The organism is Paenibacillus sp. B-A-8 (assembly GCF_048572915.1).
Classification (GTDB): domain Bacteria; phylum Bacillota; class Bacilli; order Paenibacillales; family Paenibacillaceae; genus Paenibacillus_AQ.
On the sequence record NZ_CP183882.1, the window covers coordinates 6759422 to 6774556 of the forward strand.

The 15135-nt window shown below is 43.2% G+C and carries 16 protein-coding genes; 4 read left to right on the top strand and 12 right to left on the bottom strand.

From position 1 onward, the window contains the following. Window positions 1–59 precede the first annotated feature (59 nt). Window positions 60–911 carry a leucine-rich repeat domain-containing protein gene (locus ACN6MV_RS30470; RefSeq protein WP_042131590.1) on the top strand — a complete coding sequence of 284 codons (852 nt, stop codon included), beginning with the start codon at window positions 60–62 and terminating at the stop codon, window positions 909–911. A gap of 15 nt (window positions 912–926) precedes the next feature. On the opposite strand, the gene ACN6MV_RS30475 is transcribed toward ACN6MV_RS30470, so the two are convergent. The 3 genes from ACN6MV_RS30475 to ACN6MV_RS30485 form a co-directional block, all read right to left on the bottom strand. Further along, on the bottom strand, window positions 927–1916 hold the full coding sequence (locus ACN6MV_RS30475; protein WP_419885445.1) for a sensor domain-containing diguanylate cyclase: 990 nt from the start codon (window positions 1914–1916) through the stop codon (window positions 927–929). Between the two features lie 40 nt (window positions 1917–1956). Then, window positions 1957–2751, bottom strand: coding sequence for an alpha/beta fold hydrolase (locus ACN6MV_RS30480; RefSeq protein ID WP_042131592.1), 795 nt, complete (start codon window positions 2749–2751; stop codon window positions 1957–1959). Between the two features lie 120 nt (window positions 2752–2871). Further along, a complete protein-coding gene (locus ACN6MV_RS30485; protein WP_419885446.1) occupies window positions 2872–3633 on the bottom strand; it encodes an SDR family oxidoreductase in 762 nt (253 codons plus the stop codon). A 302-nt stretch (window positions 3634–3935) separates the two neighbouring features. Here ACN6MV_RS30485 and ACN6MV_RS30490 point away from each other — a divergent pair, with 302 nt between their 5' ends. After that, window positions 3936–4553, top strand: coding sequence for a TetR/AcrR family transcriptional regulator (locus ACN6MV_RS30490; protein ID WP_231573980.1), 618 nt, complete (start codon window positions 3936–3938; stop codon window positions 4551–4553). Between the two features lie 94 nt (window positions 4554–4647). Here the strand turns inward: ACN6MV_RS30490 and ACN6MV_RS30495 are convergent, their stop codons facing one another. Beyond that, on the bottom strand, window positions 4648–5403 hold the full coding sequence (locus ACN6MV_RS30495; protein ID WP_419885447.1) for a class I SAM-dependent methyltransferase: 756 nt from the start codon (window positions 5401–5403) through the stop codon (window positions 4648–4650). A gap of 14 nt (window positions 5404–5417) precedes the next feature. Beyond that, window positions 5418–5960, bottom strand: a complete 543-nt coding sequence (locus tag ACN6MV_RS30500; RefSeq protein ID WP_419885448.1) for a hypothetical protein — start codon at window positions 5958–5960, stop codon at window positions 5418–5420. A 95-nt stretch (window positions 5961–6055) separates the two neighbouring features. On the opposite strand from ACN6MV_RS30500, the gene ACN6MV_RS30505 reads away from it, so the two are divergent. After that, the gene (locus ACN6MV_RS30505; RefSeq protein ID WP_042131597.1) at window positions 6056–6970 is read left to right on the top strand and encodes a phosphatidate cytidylyltransferase; all 915 of its coding nucleotides are present in this window, start codon (window positions 6056–6058) and stop codon (window positions 6968–6970) included. A gap of 1 nt (window position 6971) precedes the next feature. Here ACN6MV_RS30505 and ACN6MV_RS30510 read toward each other — a convergent pair whose 3' ends face one another. The 7 genes from ACN6MV_RS30510 to ACN6MV_RS30540 form a co-directional block, all read right to left on the bottom strand. Continuing rightward, entirely contained in the window at window positions 6972–8030 is a 1059-nt protein-coding gene (locus ACN6MV_RS30510) for a copper amine oxidase N-terminal domain-containing protein (RefSeq protein WP_419885449.1), read from the bottom strand. A gap of 91 nt (window positions 8031–8121) precedes the next feature. Next, window positions 8122–8868, bottom strand: a complete 747-nt coding sequence (locus ACN6MV_RS30515; RefSeq protein ID WP_042131599.1) for a uracil-DNA glycosylase family protein — start codon at window positions 8866–8868, stop codon at window positions 8122–8124. Window positions 8869–8888: 20 nt separating this feature from the next. Beyond that, window positions 8889–10112, bottom strand: coding sequence for an amidohydrolase (locus tag ACN6MV_RS30520; protein ID WP_341116014.1), 1224 nt, complete (start codon window positions 10110–10112; stop codon window positions 8889–8891). 95 nt (window positions 10113–10207) lie between these two features. Continuing rightward, window positions 10208–10978, bottom strand: a complete 771-nt coding sequence (locus ACN6MV_RS30525) for a polysaccharide deacetylase family protein (RefSeq protein WP_419885450.1) — start codon at window positions 10976–10978, stop codon at window positions 10208–10210. Continuing rightward, window positions 10978–11583 (bottom strand): YkoP family protein, encoded by a 606-nt coding sequence (locus ACN6MV_RS30530; protein WP_419885451.1) that lies wholly within the window; start codon window positions 11581–11583, stop codon window positions 10978–10980. Before ACN6MV_RS30530 ends, ACN6MV_RS30525 begins: the two co-directional genes overlap by 1 nt. Window positions 11584–11606: 23 nt before the next feature. Beyond that, window positions 11607–12203, bottom strand: a complete 597-nt coding sequence (locus ACN6MV_RS30535; RefSeq protein WP_419885452.1) for a sensor domain-containing protein — start codon at window positions 12201–12203, stop codon at window positions 11607–11609. Window positions 12204–12455: 252 nt separating this feature from the next. Then, window positions 12456–14243: a response regulator gene (locus ACN6MV_RS30540; RefSeq protein ID WP_419885453.1), complete on the bottom strand. Its 1788-nt coding sequence runs from the start codon at window positions 14241–14243 to the stop codon at window positions 12456–12458. 266 nt (window positions 14244–14509) lie between these two features. Between ACN6MV_RS30540 and ACN6MV_RS30545 the strand changes: the two genes are divergently transcribed. Continuing rightward, a complete protein-coding gene (locus ACN6MV_RS30545; protein ID WP_419885454.1) occupies window positions 14510–15124 on the top strand; it encodes a LysE/ArgO family amino acid transporter in 615 nt (204 codons plus the stop codon). Window positions 15125–15135: the final 11 nt, after the last annotated feature.

A 15135-nucleotide genomic window follows, 5' to 3' on the forward strand; every position in this document is an offset into this window, starting at 1 on the left:
TCTATCGTAACACTGCACCATGAACATGATGCCAAACAAATAACAAGGGAGACTCTTTTATGAGATATAATTTTGACGGAAAAGGACTTACCGAAACGCCAGAGATCATTTTTGAGAGTAATCCTCTACTAGAACTCAGCATGTACAACAACCACATTAAAGAGATTCCCGATCAGCTCTTCCTTCATGATGAATTAGAAGTACTAAATTATGCGGGTAATCAAATTGAACGGTTACCCGATAACATCAGTCGTTTAGTTCACTTGCGAATGCTGGATTTAGGCCATAATCGACTAAAAGTACTGCCGGATAGCATTGGCGGACTGCAAGGGTTGGATTCTTTTCTATATCTAAGCAATAATCAGTTCGAACAGCTGCCGGAGCAGCTTTGTAATCTCCAGAAGCTCAAGTATCTGAACGTAACAGATAATCACCTCAAGCAATTGCCTGTCCGTATAGGCGAAATGAGCAGTCTAATTGAATTGCGGCTATATTACAATCAGCTAGAATGTCTACCTGATTCGATCACACAAATAAAAGGGTTAAGAGAGCTCCATCTGTATGGCAATCAACTGACCGTTTTACCCGAGCATTTGGGTGCTATAGAAGAACTTCGGATTCTTGATTTAAGTGATAATCGAATCGCTGCGCTGCCTTTATCCTTTGGTAAACTAAGCAAGCTAAGAAGACTGAACCTTAGAAAAAATAAACTGAATCAGCTGCCTGAGGAAATAGGTCAACTAAGCAGCCTCATAGAGCTTGACCTAAGAGATAATCATCTGCAGGAGATTCCAGATTCCCTGCTACAGCTGGATCGATTAGAGAAGCTGGATCTCAGATGGAATCACAGCTTGAGGGGAACAGACATTGTAGAGCAATTAGAGCAAAGAGGATGTATCGTTTATAAATAACAAAAAAGCCCCCTGTTAAAGAAGCTTTTCATTCAAATCTATGCTATGCGTGACGCGGTTCCTCCCCTGCTCTTTAGAGGCATAGAGCGCTTGATCAGCTTTTTGCAGTAGGGTGGCTTCTGAATCGGCTGGAATAAACGTAGCTATACCCACGCTCACCGTAATCTGGCCCATTTCCCAAGTTGAATATGCGATAGATTGCCGTAAATTCTCGGCTATGATCTTTGATTCCGAGATATCTGTATTCGGTAAAAGAAGTATAAATTCCTCACCGCCATATCTAGCCGCAATATCCTCTTCACGAGATTGCAATTTCAAGATACTTGCCAATTTCTCCAGTACATAGTCACCTGTCTGATGCCCATAGGTATCGTTCACTTTTTTAAAATGATCAATATCTATAATACACAGTGAAAATACCGCTTGATCCCGTCCATACCCTACGATCTGCTCGTCCAGCTTCTCTTGAAGAAACCTTCTATTCTTCAGTCCAGTCAGCTTATCTGTATTAGATAATTCTACTAAAACGGCATTCATTTCCATCAGCTCAGCTTGCTTCTGTTCAATTTCCAGGTGAATTTGTTTGAGCTTTGCCAGCGCCTGATCTTTTTCCCAATAAGCCTCTTCTATTTGCTTCTTCGCAGATCGTAACTCTAGCTCATAATCGATGCGTTTTCCCATCTGTACTAAAATACAATCAATGACCTCTACACCTTCACACTCAAGGCGTCTGCCATTTAACAAGTAAGGGACGGCTTGTCCCTTGCTGTCCTTCAAATTGATAAATAACTCTTCCACCTGTCCATTCAGATTGATAAAAGGATAGAAGTATGAATGAAAAATAAGCTTGTTTGCCGTAGACATGATAGATTCAAAATGCTTATGCACCAAATCAACCTGCTTATACCCCATACGGTCCAAGAACGTCTGATTTACATCCTTGATTATTCCTTCATGGGTAATAGAAACATAGCCACAAGGCGCATATCTTAATCGGTCATCCATGATCTAAATATCCTTTCAACACAGCATGATCTCATCTAGCTTACGTAAGATATTCATTAATTAAAGTGATGGTCTCCTCAGGATGGCTTATATGCGGGTAATGCCCTTTAGCCTCCATTAACCGGAAGGTGCTATTATTCAAGTGTTTATGTAGATATTCTCCAGCCGCTATAGGTACGATACTGTCATCCGAGCATTGTAGAATTAGTGTAGGGATTGTAGCCTTAGGTAGATCTTCCCTATGATCTGAAAAGAACGTAACTTCTGCAAATTCCCTTGCAATAACAGGATCTGCCGAGATAAAGCTGCGCTCCAGCTCTTTCGTTAACATCGGGTCAGGGTTGTTCATAGCAAGAGGTGCCATAAAGCTAGCCCAGCCAGCAAAATTCATCTCCATCATCTCCAGAAGCTCAGTGATATCGCTCTTCTCGAAGCCTCCGAAATAAGTATTCCCCTCATTTAAATAACATGAAGAAGGACCAATCATAATCATTTTATCAAAATAATCCGGCTGCTCAATCGAAGCAAGCATCCCAATCATAGAGCTAATTGAATGACCTATAAAAATAATATCTTTGAGTTCCAACGTTTCGATGACATCCAATACATCCTGTACATATCCGTGGAGCGTATGATATTTATCTGTTGTATATGCACTTAAATCTGAGTTACCTGAGCCTACATAATCAAATAGAACGATTCGATATTTTTTCTCAAAAGAAGGCGTGATAAACTGCCACATGCTCTGGTCACACCCAAATCCATGTGCAAAAAGGATGGTTCTTTCTCCTTCTCCAATCACTTTTACATGATTCCGCGCCTTAACATCGTTCATTTCATATAACTCCCTCTATAGTTAGCATTCTCTCTATTTTGAAGGGTTAACCTGGAAATATCAAGAGCATAAAAAACTCCGCTAGAGTAATCTCTAGCGGAGTTTTTATGATATCTAATTCTAGAATGCTGAAGTCCATCCCGCATCGGCAGCGAGGACTGCTCCGTTTACAAAACTGGAATCATCTGAAGCCAGGAATAACGCAACTTGTGCGATTTCTTCAGGTGAACCTACACGAGGAATTACAGCCTGTGTTAGTTGAGTGCGGCTCATGCCGAACTCATTAATTTTTTTCATAGAAGCACTAATGTTAGTGGCAGTAGCTCCTGGTGCGATGGCATTACAACGAATGCCTTTGTTGGCATACATAAAAGCTGTATTTTTCGTCAAGCCTACTACTGCATGTTTGGAGGCAGTATAAGTTGCTCCAGCATGAGCACCACTTACGCCACCTGTAGAAGCGGTATTCACAATAACGCCCTTTCCTTTTTCGAGGAAAATAGGTAGCGCTTTACGTGTGGACCGCATTACACTTTTGGTATTGATGTCAAAGATAAGATCCCATCTCTCATCATTAATATCACCAACTGGCTCAAAGCCGTCCATAATACCCGCATTATTCACTAGTATATCTAGTGTTCCATATTCATTTACTGCGGTATCAATCATGTTATTGATGTCTTCAACTAGCGCAACATTCACTTTCAACGCCTTAGCTACTCCACCATTACTAACGATTCCTGCTGCGACTTGTTCTGCACCTTCGAGGTTAAGATCGGCTACAATCACTTTTGCACCTTCTTTAGCGTACAACTCTGCGATTGATTTCCCCATTCCTGAGGCTGCTCCGGTAACAACTGCAACTCTGTCTTGAAGTTTCATGTTGGAAGTCTCCTTTACGTTTATCTATAATGTAAGTATTAATACAAGCAAAAACGCCTTCGGCGTCCTTAATGGGACGGTAAGCGTATATGCGAGAAATATAAGGATAAAGTATAGCGTGAAACTTATACTTCCTTATATTTTATAAAATCTCTAAATCACTTAAAATTTATTCTACTCAAGTTTAATCTTCTGCAATTTAACTATCAATATACAAATGAGACATCAAATGTTCATAAATAAATATAACTTGGAATTGTGTTGAAATAGGAATAGAAAATAGACAGTTAGGTGGTCTTCTGTTGCTTAAAAATCGAAGAACAAGTAAATCGAGGAAAGAACTAAAAAATGCATTGATATTACTCATGGAAAAAAAGAATTTCCGCACTATTACGATAACCGATATTGTTACCCTAGCCGATTTAAACCGTGGAACCTTCTATAAGCATTATCAAACCAAAGAAGAGCTTCTGAATGAGCTGATTGATGATGTGCTGGAGGATTTAATTAAGGCTTATAAAGATCCCTATCTCCATACCGATAAATTCATGGTGAGTGAGCTTACTACCTCTAGCATCAAAATTTTTGAGCATGTCGTTTGCTACTCTAATTTTTATACCATCATTGTAAATTCCAATGTTCTGCTTGGGTTTCAAAATAAGATTTGTGACATCTTAAAGGAGCTAACCAAGCAGGACTTAGTCGCGGTTAATAATACTAATAACAATATAAATATCGAATTATTTTCTAGCTATACGGCCTATGCTCTATTTGGATTAATCATGGAATGGGTAAAGGGAGGGTTCAAATATACTGCGAACCATATGGCAGAGCAGCTGATTCAAATTCTGTCTTTTAATTCACACAATGTAGTTATCAACACTTCTAATAAACCGATTGAGTTGGGTTCCACCCAGTGATTGTAATTTACGTTCATCTTTCATAACTAAAAGTAAAAAAGACTCAAACCCTATTAGTATTGGGATTTGAGTCTTTTTAATATGCCTATATTTTTTATACTTCGCCCCAATAAATCTCGGTCTCATATTCAAAAAACACTTTATCATCCTGTTTATTTCGTTCAAACAGGCTCCGCAGCTCCGTCATCATGTTCTCGTAACGTGGATCTCCGGGGGCCGGAATGTAGGAAGACGATCTTGCCCGCCCGCTTAATCCCTCGAAATCAAACACCTGCTGATTGCTAAAGTGTGCAACTTGCATCTGCCCTGTCTTAAAAAAGGAACTAAGGATTTCAGGGGTAATGTTCTTATGATTCACTTGAGTGTAGTCCGTGCCGAAAGCTTGCACCAGCTGCTCATATTCCTCCAGAAATGGGGTACCGTAAGTACGCCGAGAATTCCATATCAGAACTGCCTTTCCACCCGATTTAAGAATCCGCTTGAATTCCAATTGCGCTGCATCCCTATCAAACCAGTGAAACGCCTGGGCACACACGATAAAATCTACAGACTGGTCTGGCAATTCTGTCTTCTCGGCAGACCCTGGCAATGCGCGGAAATGGTTATCCTTTGCGAACTTCTCCTCCGCAGCTGTACGCATTTCCGGATTTGGTTCAACGGCTGTCACACGACTCCCGCGCTCCAGAAGCAATGCTGAGAATATTCCCGTTCCTGCGCCAATATCTGCAATATCGCAATTCGGTTTTAGCCCAATCGTATTGTACAAATAATCAATAGCTTCCCTAGGATAGCTCGGCCGATATTTTACATACGAATCTACCCGATTTGAGAACCGTTCTTTGTTATTCATCCAAATACTCTCCCTTAGCTTTTAGGTTCGTACTGACTTAATTTGCCTTGATAAATCAGCTTCAGACGATCGCTTTGCCGAAAATCATCAGGCGTTACGAGCGCAGGCAGCTTATTCCATAGCTTAATTCCGGACCTCTCCAGAATTTCCGCAACAAATTGTGAGCAGAAGTAGGAGTTGCTGAATTCGACAGGTTCCTTCAGTGCAATACCAATTACACCGAGAATGTTATAGAGATACTTTTGCCGACTGCGGATAAAAACTTTGAGCACCCGCTCCATCTTCTCCACTTCGCGGGCTGTTACTTGAAGTTCGTAGAGAACACATGTTGTATTCGGATATTTGCTGAACGTGCCTGTCTTAATATCCTCCTTCACGAATCCACCATTCAGAGGATTGCTCGGATGCTTTCTGCCAAAGCTATATAACTCAGAAAGCTCCCGATTAAAGGAGATTGAGGCATGATTATAAGGAGCTCTCGTGTAGCCTTGAATAAGCTTCGTAAAGAGCGTTCCGGTATTCGTAAGTAAGATAAAGACCGATGGAGCATCTGCCATTTACAATTTTCCCCTTATCAAGATTGGACGTTTCCTTCATAATAACATATGAACCCATTAATGGAATCTACTCTACGACAAGTTGGTGATTAGCTATCGACCGCTCTCTATTAACGATAATCCTGATTTTTGCGGCCTTATCGGCCATTCACTTGATGTATGTAGTTATAGGCAGATTACAACCAAGTAAAGACTATACAGGTATCGGCTTTCGCATCAAAACCTGGTGGGGAATGCTCTTCATCTTTTGTTTGGCTACTCTTTTTAATCCAGTCGTCTCACTACTGTCACTTATGGTGCTAACCTTCTTTGCGCTCAAAGAATATTTCTCCATGATAAAATCACGAAAATCCGACCGCAGACTATTTCTGTGGGCGTACTTATCCATTCCTCTTCAGTTCTACTGGATTTATATCGAGTGGTACGGGATGTTTATTGTGTTTATCCCGGTCTATGTATTCTTACTCCTACCGCTACCTAGGCTTATTAATAAAGGGACTGTTGGCTTCCTGCGTAGTGTTAGTTCAACCCAGTGGGGACTAATGCTGATGGTATTTGGGCTTAGTCACTTAGCCTATTTTCAATTTGCTACACCGGAGTATGGAGCGGGGCTTGTATTATTCCTAGTAGTGCTGACGCAACTGAATGATGTGGTCCACTATCTGGCATCCCTCTATCTGGGTAAGCGCAAAGTGGTCCCAACCGCCAATCCTTATTTGACCTGGGAAGGCTTTGCTTGTGCGTTTGTCGTAACAACCGGAGTCTCCTATCTGATCTATCCCTACCTGACGCCGCTCAACCCGATCTTCGGTTTCCTGTCAGGCATGCTGATCAGTTTGAGCGGCTTCTTAGGCAGCTTAACGGTTTCCGTGCTGAAGCGAGATTTGCTCATCGGTGATGGCGATAAATTCGTAGCTTTAAAAGAAAGCTATTTAAGCCGTGTCGATAGCTTGACCTACACCTCACCGGTCTTTTTCCATGTGATCCGTTATTTCTTCGATTTCATGTAGATTAGTTTTCTACGACGATTTTAGTCGCTTGACCGATAGGCGGCATACTCTTGGTTAACATCGGACCGTAGAACGCATACACTTTGTCGCCTTTTTTCAGCTCACTTACGGCAATCTTCTGATTGTCTTTCGTACCGAGAATAGTCGTAGTGTCTGTAGTATTCAGAACAATTGTCTCGAACGAAGTATCACTGAGCTTATCGCCCTTGATCACAATGCGAGTCGCACCATTATCTGAAGGAGTAATCTCTTCGATCACGCCAGCCGTTCCCAACGTCTGCTGATCGGGAGCTTGTTCTTTCACAACAATCTTGATCGCGCTTGTCAATGGCGGCATACTCATAGCCATCACCATGCTATGCTCGACCTCGATGGACATGCCCAGCTGCAGGTCAGCGAAGGTTAGCTTCTTATTATCAGCAGATACGATTTCTGTTTCATCAGAAATACCTAGGCGAATGCCATGACCATACCCGTTGAGGCCGATTTCAACATTTTTTTCGCCCTTATAGATACTAGTGATTGATCCTTGCTTGATCGTGTCTGAAGAGGTCTCTCCACTGCCTTGCTCCTTGGAATTAATCGAAATCGTTCCAGTTGGGCCGGCGATAACTTCAAGCTTCATCACTTTTTCGAAGAAAGAGAGTGGAACGTAGGTTTTACCATTCTTTAGCTCTGGAACAGCACCCAACGTAAGAAGTGTTGTGCCATTACGATAAGCATCTTTTCCAATTTGAAAGGACATCGACTGGCTATCTTTCTCAAGACCTAGCGATTGAAGGCTCTGCGTCCATGTTAGCTTGTATCCAAGCGCTTCAGCGGCTGTACGGATTGGGATCATAACTTCCTTGCTTGAACCTACGTATAGCGGAACATCGACTGGGGAGTAGCCGTTACCATCAATGACTAGCACATATTTTAGACCACCATAAGAATCTTGCGGTACAGAGGAATTAGTTGCTGGTTTGACCGGTGCCGGCTGAACAGGTGCCGCTGAGATGACGTTCGATGCTATGAGCGTGCCAGCGAGGACCGCTCCGATTACTTTGAATGTTTTCATAGTAAAATTATACCTCCTGAGATGAATGAAGTTGTTCTACTCTATCATTCTTAACGTGAGGTTCAGGAAAAATGTTGCAACTGGAAGCCGTTCAGGCGTTCCATAAATGATCTCGTAGAGCCTTTGTCATTGCCTCTTGATGGCTGGCAAACTGCTTAAATCTATGCCCGTTCGCTCCCGAAGGATGAGGAAATCCCCATAAACAGCGCTGATCATCGAGCTTACCCTCAGATACCAAAAGCCGAAGCATACCTTCCACAGTTTTTCCTAGAGGAATAATTAAAGCTTGGCTCAGGATGCCCAACTCCTGCTCTAGTGACAATAGCGCACATTCTCTAAGGAACGGATCAGAAAGTAGCTTGGGATGTACTCCGCTATAATTTTTCTTCTCTATGAACACGGGAAAACGCAATAAAGAGGTGGTATGCAGGCTCGTTTGCTGCTTCTGAAACAATTCGTCACAGGAGGCAAGGCCCAAATACTGTTGAAGCCCAAGTGCATCTAGCATATGAATTAACGTATTCCTCATAGTCCCAGCGAATCTCGCCGCATCCTTCGCCCCTTTACAGACCTCTTCATCTAAAAGCCCGGCTTCCAACCCTCTGATCGCTTCTTTTATGGCTGCGCTCATCTGTGTAAAACCGGGTGTTAGCCCAATAATGATCACCTTTGCAGCAGGATTCAGGTACTCATTGTGCGGTGCATAGTACATTTCAAGCTTGCCGCTACGCTTCATAAGAAGCTTATCTACTTGCAGATCCGCTTTCGTTAGCCCGGTCTCCTTCGGAAGTGAGAGCAGCGCGGCTTTATACTGTTGTAAATGGTTAGAGATGAGCATGTCATCCACCTCTCATGACTCTATAATGACCCACTCACGAGACGACCCTCGTACCATACCGCTTGACGCTCCGATCTTCGCGCTACAGCTTCAGCTGAACAGCTGGCATGGAGCAGCACAAAGCTTGCAGTGTCTCCTACCTTAGGCCACACCTGTTCCCCTTTTTGACTAAGAGGTGTTATTCCTCCTGTTATAAATCCAAGGGATTGTGACAATGACCGTTCATCACTACACCCATATAACTCTGCGTATCGTCCCACCTTCTCCAATTGATCGCCATTACCAAAAGGAGACCAGTGATCTGTAAGGCTGTCTGTTGCCAGTTTCACTTTTACACCTTGGCTGTGCAGCATAGGTAGTGGCATCATCATTCTTCCAATAGGCACTGTGGAGGCAACCGTCATGCCGAGAGACGCCATCCGTTTGGCCATTTCTTCTGCCTCCTGCTGCGGAGCACCCGCGAACCAGAATGCGTGGCTAACGGTCACTTTGCCCTGCAATCCAGCTTCTTCTGTCAGATCAGCCAAACGCGACAACGTCTGCTTTCCTGCTTCTTTTCCATCATGTAAGTGAATATCAATGCCTGCAGTATTCATTACCGCTAACTCGACCATGGTCTGAAGTGACTTTTCGATATCTCCATCTACAGAGGATGGGTCGACGCCTCCTACACAGTTTGCCCCCTCTGATAAAGATTGCTTTACCAGCTCAACAGAGTTAGAACGAAGCAGACCATGCTGCGGAAACGCTACAATTTCTGATGAAATTTTGCCGGAAAAGGTCTCTAAGGCTTGCATGGTTGCCTCTAAACGCTTTAGAGCGCTGACAGGCTCAATATTACAATGACTACGCACATGTGTGGCACCGAAACCCTGTATAAGCGTCAAGATGCTCTCCGCTTGTTGTCTCGCCATCGGCAGCAGCTTAGGCAATAATACCTTCTCTTCCTCAATCCGTTCGAAGACACCGGCAGCAGACTTTACCGCCTTCCATGGTCCAGCAAAATATGTTTTATCTAAATGGATATGCGCCTCCTCAAAAGAAGGCAGCATCAATAACCCTTTTCCGTCATATTTAGGGAGATGACTCTGAATCTCGATGTCTGCTCCAATAACTTCTGAAATCTTATCCCCATCAATCCGGATATGACAAACCTTCGTATTCGTGCCAACCACTTGTTCATCTTCTATAACATAACCTTGTTCCAGTCTTATATTGGTTAACCAGTAAGAAGTATTTAACATGCTACCCATCCTTTGCTCGACAATTTAATATAGGCTCGTAAGAACTACCGGCTTTAACCTAAATGGTACCATAGCTCTTCCTATATAAAAAATCGTCAATAGCTACGTGTCGACCTGATCGCGACATTTGCTCGGGATTGGGCTTTTCCAATACTTCCGGCCTCTTTATCGAGAAGTTCATCCACACGCAGACAGTTCAAACCCTGTAGGTGAACATCACTTAAGACCTGTTCCAGCCCTGTGATCATTTTCAGCGGCGCTTCTCTATCTGCCCCTAGCGTATCCCCACTATCGTGAAGAGTGATGATGGAGCCCGGTTTAATCTTTTTCAATAAATCATGCTTTAATTGCTTCGCGCTAACGGATGCTTTCCAGTCCCCCACCATAACAGACCACAACACAATCTGATAAGAACGTCTAAGTAAAGCAAGATCACCTAAATTAAGGAGCCCCCAGGGTGGGCGATACAAGATAGGACGCTCTCCTGTAATCCGCTCGACAATGTCAGCTGTTCGATCCACTTGCTTCCGTCTATTCGTCCATGGGGAGTAAATCCAGTTGGGCACGTGCGTATAATTATGAATGCCGATCTGGTGTCCTTCCCGGTGTATTCGCTTGATTAAATCCGGGTATTGCTCAGCCTTTTTGCCTAATACGAAGAAGGTCGCTTTAACGTCATGCTCATGTAATAAGTCTAATAATTCAGGGGTATAGCATGGATCTGGTCCGTCATCAAAAGTAAAAGCAATTCCCTTCGCAGCATCCCCCTTAGATGCAACACCCCAGCCTAATATTCGAGTAATCACAAATGGAACCATCATATAAAGAATAATGAAATCTATAGCTAAAATAATGAGCGTCCACATCAGGAAACCGCCTCTTTCCTTCGAGGAGCAAACCGCGCTTTCAAAGACTGCTTACTAAGCACAAGCATCATGGGAGACAACTTCTCCGAGCTGTCCTCTACGCGTTGCTTCCCTTCCGGATGCAGCATGCGAAGCAAGAACCTAAGATAAATTCCATACCATCGCCGCTGCCATTTGGACTTGATGGGATGCTGATCAAATCCTATTCCATGGATGATCCCTCGGTGAAGTAGCGTAATCCCCGTTAGCGCCTGTACTTTGCTTAGCTCTGGATTGCTATCCAGTTCACGACTAATCTCCTTCATGGCCTCGCGAAGCATGCGTGCAGTACGGATTCCAGCCCGATCAGCGCCGAGTGTACGCGTTAGCTGCACAACCTGACGATTATCCAGATGAAGCTCACCCACCCAATCACCCGGAAGTATCCGATGCCCATCTTGGCAGACCACACTTTCTCCGTGATACTTCAACACGACCAATTTACATATCCCGTATCTCCATACGGATTGACTGCGGAACTTGGTGATAACGGCAAATAGGTTCTCCCACATCATCCAAAGGGATTGCGAGAATAATTTTACTAATGAAACTGAAGCTGCCATCATTCTTCCTTCTCTCTTGTTTAAGTTTATCTTCTAGCAAAATCCTTCACTAAACGCCGCGTATACCTGCCGATCATCTTTACCAGACTGTTCCCGAGATAAGCACCTATCCATAGAAATAATGCACCTAACAGCAAGAAAAAAAATGAGCTCCTCAGCGTACTATTTGTTACACCGAAAAACGATATAGAAGAGACGCCGAATGAATACAAGACAGGTGATAACAAGAGAATAATAGGAGTCAAGTAAAAAAGAGCTGCACATATTAGACTCAGCATTCCGATAATACCCTGCAGCATCAGTCCTATAATCGCTCTCCAGTTATGTTCATCCAGCAACTCCCCTTTAACCCGCTCCCACATGCTGCCTTCTTCTTGAGATCGGGCCGGAATCGTCCGTACGGAAATATCCGTATAGACTTTGGTTCGAATTCGCTCATGCTGTAAAAAAGTCTCCGTAGAACGTAAAACATAATAAAGGATTGGAATACCTACTATGGTGAAGGACATCGCGACCCCAAAAGCAATGCCCACCATATAAAAACAAAGGTAAAACAGCCCGGTGGCAAAAGTAATTAATAAGTAACAGAAATTCCTTACATGTTTGCGGATCATTTGATTCATGGTCTTCTCTCCCTCTCTGCATTAAAAATTGGTTCCTCTACACAGTTCCTACACTAATGCTATTAATGTAAAATCGACCAGTGCCATAATGTCATATGACAGTCATTTCATTGAAACATAACGCCTTCGGCGTGCTTATAAGGACAGTAAGCGTTTAAGCGAGAAATATAAAAAAACACCCTATCGCCTACTCCCGAAAGGAAAATAGACAACAAGGTGCTCACTCGTTAATTTCAGATGATTCAGTTATGGTTATTCCGTAGTGCCAAAGGCTTTCTCTACAGCTTCTTCGCGGTTCCGTACACCCAGCTTAGCATAGATAGTAGAAGCGTAATTTCTCACCGTCCCATCAGACAAATACAATTTGGCCGCAATCGATTTATAACGCATCCCTTTCGAGAGGCATTCTAGAATCTCAAGCTCACGTGGGGTCAGCCCATATTCATTACTCTGTTCAGTCTGCGCTTCAGAAGCAGGATGCATCTCATAATGATCAATTAATACATTCGTAATAGCAGGAGTTATCATCTTCACACCCCGATGTACGAGACGTATACCTTCAAATAGCTCCTGCGGCTCGGTAGACTTTAATAAGTAGCCATCTGCCCCGTTTTGCAAGGCTTCGACTGCCATATCTGTTTCTTGAAAAGTAGTGAGGATCAGCACTCGTACCCCTGGCCATTTTTGCTTAATGCGCTTAGTTGCTTCCGCACCGTCCATACTTGGCATATTTAGGTCCATCAACACCACATGAGGTTGATCCTGCTCGCAGAAGCTTACTGCCTGCTCACCATTCTCTGCTAGCCCTATGATCTCAAAATCCGGCTCCTGCTCTAGAATAATTCGCAGACTATCCCGGATATAAGGCTGATCATCTACCAGCAATAAACGAACCATTTCCTCCCGGATCTCTTCCAGTCTCGGCAAACTACAGGTCACTAAGGTTCCTTCCCCTGGCTTAGAGTAAAAATACACTTGCCCTTGCAAGTTAGAAACTCGTTCCTTCATCGCGTTCAGACCGAATCCTGCTGTTAAATCCGCTGCGCCTAATCCATTATCCTGCACATCCAGCCGAATCAATTTCTCTTCGTAATGTAGACTAATGACAATTTCACTGGCTCGACCATGACGTACAGCATTGGTTATCGACTCTTGCAGACATCTGTATAAAGTCATCTGGGCTTGCTTGGATACTGCATATGCCTCTCCAAACGTTCTTAGGCGAATCTGAACCTTCGAGAGAGTCTGGAAATCATCCACTAATTTCTGCAGGGACTGCATAAGCGTCAACGAATCCTGTGAGGAGCCCACATGGTGCAAATATCGCCGAACATCATCCAAGCCATTGCGAGTTAGCTTTAATAAGGAATCTATCTTATGCTCTCCTTCAGAGGTATTCACCTCCGTACGTAAAGTCTCTAGCCCCATAAGAATGGAAGTATAAGAATGCCCCACAGTGTCATGCAAATCTTTGGATAATCGATCTCTTTCCTCCAGAAGGGTCATACGCTCGACTTGTGAGATATACTGCTCCAGGACAGCATTCTGGTTCTTAATAATCCCGTTCTGCTTATGATTCACCACCAGCAAGTGAAAAGCGAAGCCAATCGTATACACCAAGCCAAAGTTCACAATCATCGATATAGCATCCATTTGTTGTGACAATCTAGATAACATTATTGGAATCAAGATCACCGTGATCGGAGCTGACCAACGATAGGACTTCTGTGCACTATTGCTGGCAATCATAAAAGCAATTGGCAGAAAAGTTACATACGAATCAGGAAACAGAGCAGCCAAATATAAGCATAGACCACCTGAAAGGAGGATCTCCGCCATCAGATAATACTTATAATGCAGCTGCAAACAAAACCAAGGCACTGAAAAAGAGATCACACCCCAAACAAACACGATCCAGAAAGGAATCGTAAAATCCTCTGAGAGGTAACACATCGTAACTATAAAAGAAGTAGAAAAACAAATCCGAAACAGGAGGACGAGCCAATCGTACCAGAACCACTGCTTAACCAGATTAAACACTGAATTGCCCCCTATATACTGTGCTGACTAGACCTTTATTATAGTGTAACCTCCTAAAGTCTTACTAGTTACAAAAGGTCATGAGGTGGTATGACATTTCTGCTAAAGGTGTAATTTGTGCAGATGAAACATCTTTTTAAATGAAAGCCCGCATTGTATGATAGTACATATTATTTAGCCGAAAATGTAGGAGATCATCAAATGATGACCCTTGAAGGGCTAATTCAAATTTTATAACGCATTACTCATCATCGGAGGAATCATCTATGTTAGCCGCACTACTTCACGGAATCGCCTTAGCCTTTGGATTAATTCTTCCGCTTGGCGCACAAAATGTTTTTGTATTTAACCAAGGCGCCTCACAGCCAAAATTTAAGAAGGCGATTCCAGTTATTCTTACAGCCGCTTTATGTGACACCCTTCTTATTTTATTAGCCGTACTAGGCGTTTCTGTTCTTGTGTTTGCCATCCCTGTTCTGCAGACCGCTTTATTTGCTGCGGGACTTGTATTCCTTTTGTATATGGGATGGTCCATCTGGAGAAGCACACCTACCTCTTCATCCACAGACACAGCACCACTATCTTCAAAAAAACAGATCTTGTTTGCGATGTCCGTCTCTTTATTAAATCCACACGCGATCCTGGACACCATTGGGGTTATCGGCACCAGCTCTCTGAATTACACGGGCTTAGATAAAGTTATGTTTGCTGCTGCGACCATTCTGGTTTCTTGGGTTTGGTTCTTTGGGCTTGCTGTAGCAGGGAAGATTGTAGGACAAATAGACTCGAGTGGAAAAATCATGCGGATCATTAATAAGATTTCTGCGATTATCATTTGGGCCGTTGCAGCATATATTGCTTACAAGCTTTTTCAGATGTAAGCAAGAAAGGT

Bases quoted from the DNA above. Each gene is read 5' to 3' on its own strand.
- ACN6MV_RS30470 (WP_042131590.1), top strand. From the start codon at position 60: ATGAGATATAATTTTGACGGAAAAGGACTTACCGAAACGCCAGAGATC.
- ACN6MV_RS30475 (WP_419885445.1), bottom strand. From the start codon at position 1,916: ATGGATGACCGATTAAGATATGCGCCTTGTGGCTATGTTTCTATTACC.
- ACN6MV_RS30480 (WP_042131592.1), bottom strand. From the start codon at position 2,751: ATGAACGATGTTAAGGCGCGGAATCATGTAAAAGTGATTGGAGAAGGA.
- ACN6MV_RS30485 (WP_419885446.1), bottom strand. From the start codon at position 3,633: ATGAAACTTCAAGACAGAGTTGCAGTTGTTACCGGAGCAGCCTCAGGA.
- ACN6MV_RS30495 (WP_419885447.1), bottom strand. From the start codon at position 5,403: ATGAATAACAAAGAACGGTTCTCAAATCGGGTAGATTCGTATGTAAAA.
- ACN6MV_RS30500 (WP_419885448.1), bottom strand. From the start codon at position 5,960: ATGGCAGATGCTCCATCGGTCTTTATCTTACTTACGAATACCGGAACG.
- ACN6MV_RS30510 (WP_419885449.1), bottom strand. From the start codon at position 8,030: ATGAAAACATTCAAAGTAATCGGAGCGGTCCTCGCTGGCACGCTCATA.
- ACN6MV_RS30515 (WP_042131599.1), bottom strand. From the start codon at position 8,868: ATGCTCATCTCTAACCATTTACAACAGTATAAAGCCGCGCTGCTCTCA.
- ACN6MV_RS30520 (WP_341116014.1), bottom strand. From the start codon at position 10,112: ATGTTAAATACTTCTTACTGGTTAACCAATATAAGACTGGAACAAGGT.
- ACN6MV_RS30525 (WP_419885450.1), bottom strand. From the start codon at position 10,978: ATGTGGACGCTCATTATTTTAGCTATAGATTTCATTATTCTTTATATG.
- ACN6MV_RS30530 (WP_419885451.1), bottom strand. From the start codon at position 11,583: ATGATGGCAGCTTCAGTTTCATTAGTAAAATTATTCTCGCAATCCCTT.
- ACN6MV_RS30535 (WP_419885452.1), bottom strand. From the start codon at position 12,203: ATGAATCAAATGATCCGCAAACATGTAAGGAATTTCTGTTACTTATTA.
- ACN6MV_RS30545 (WP_419885454.1), top strand. From the start codon at position 14,510: ATGTTAGCCGCACTACTTCACGGAATCGCCTTAGCCTTTGGATTAATT.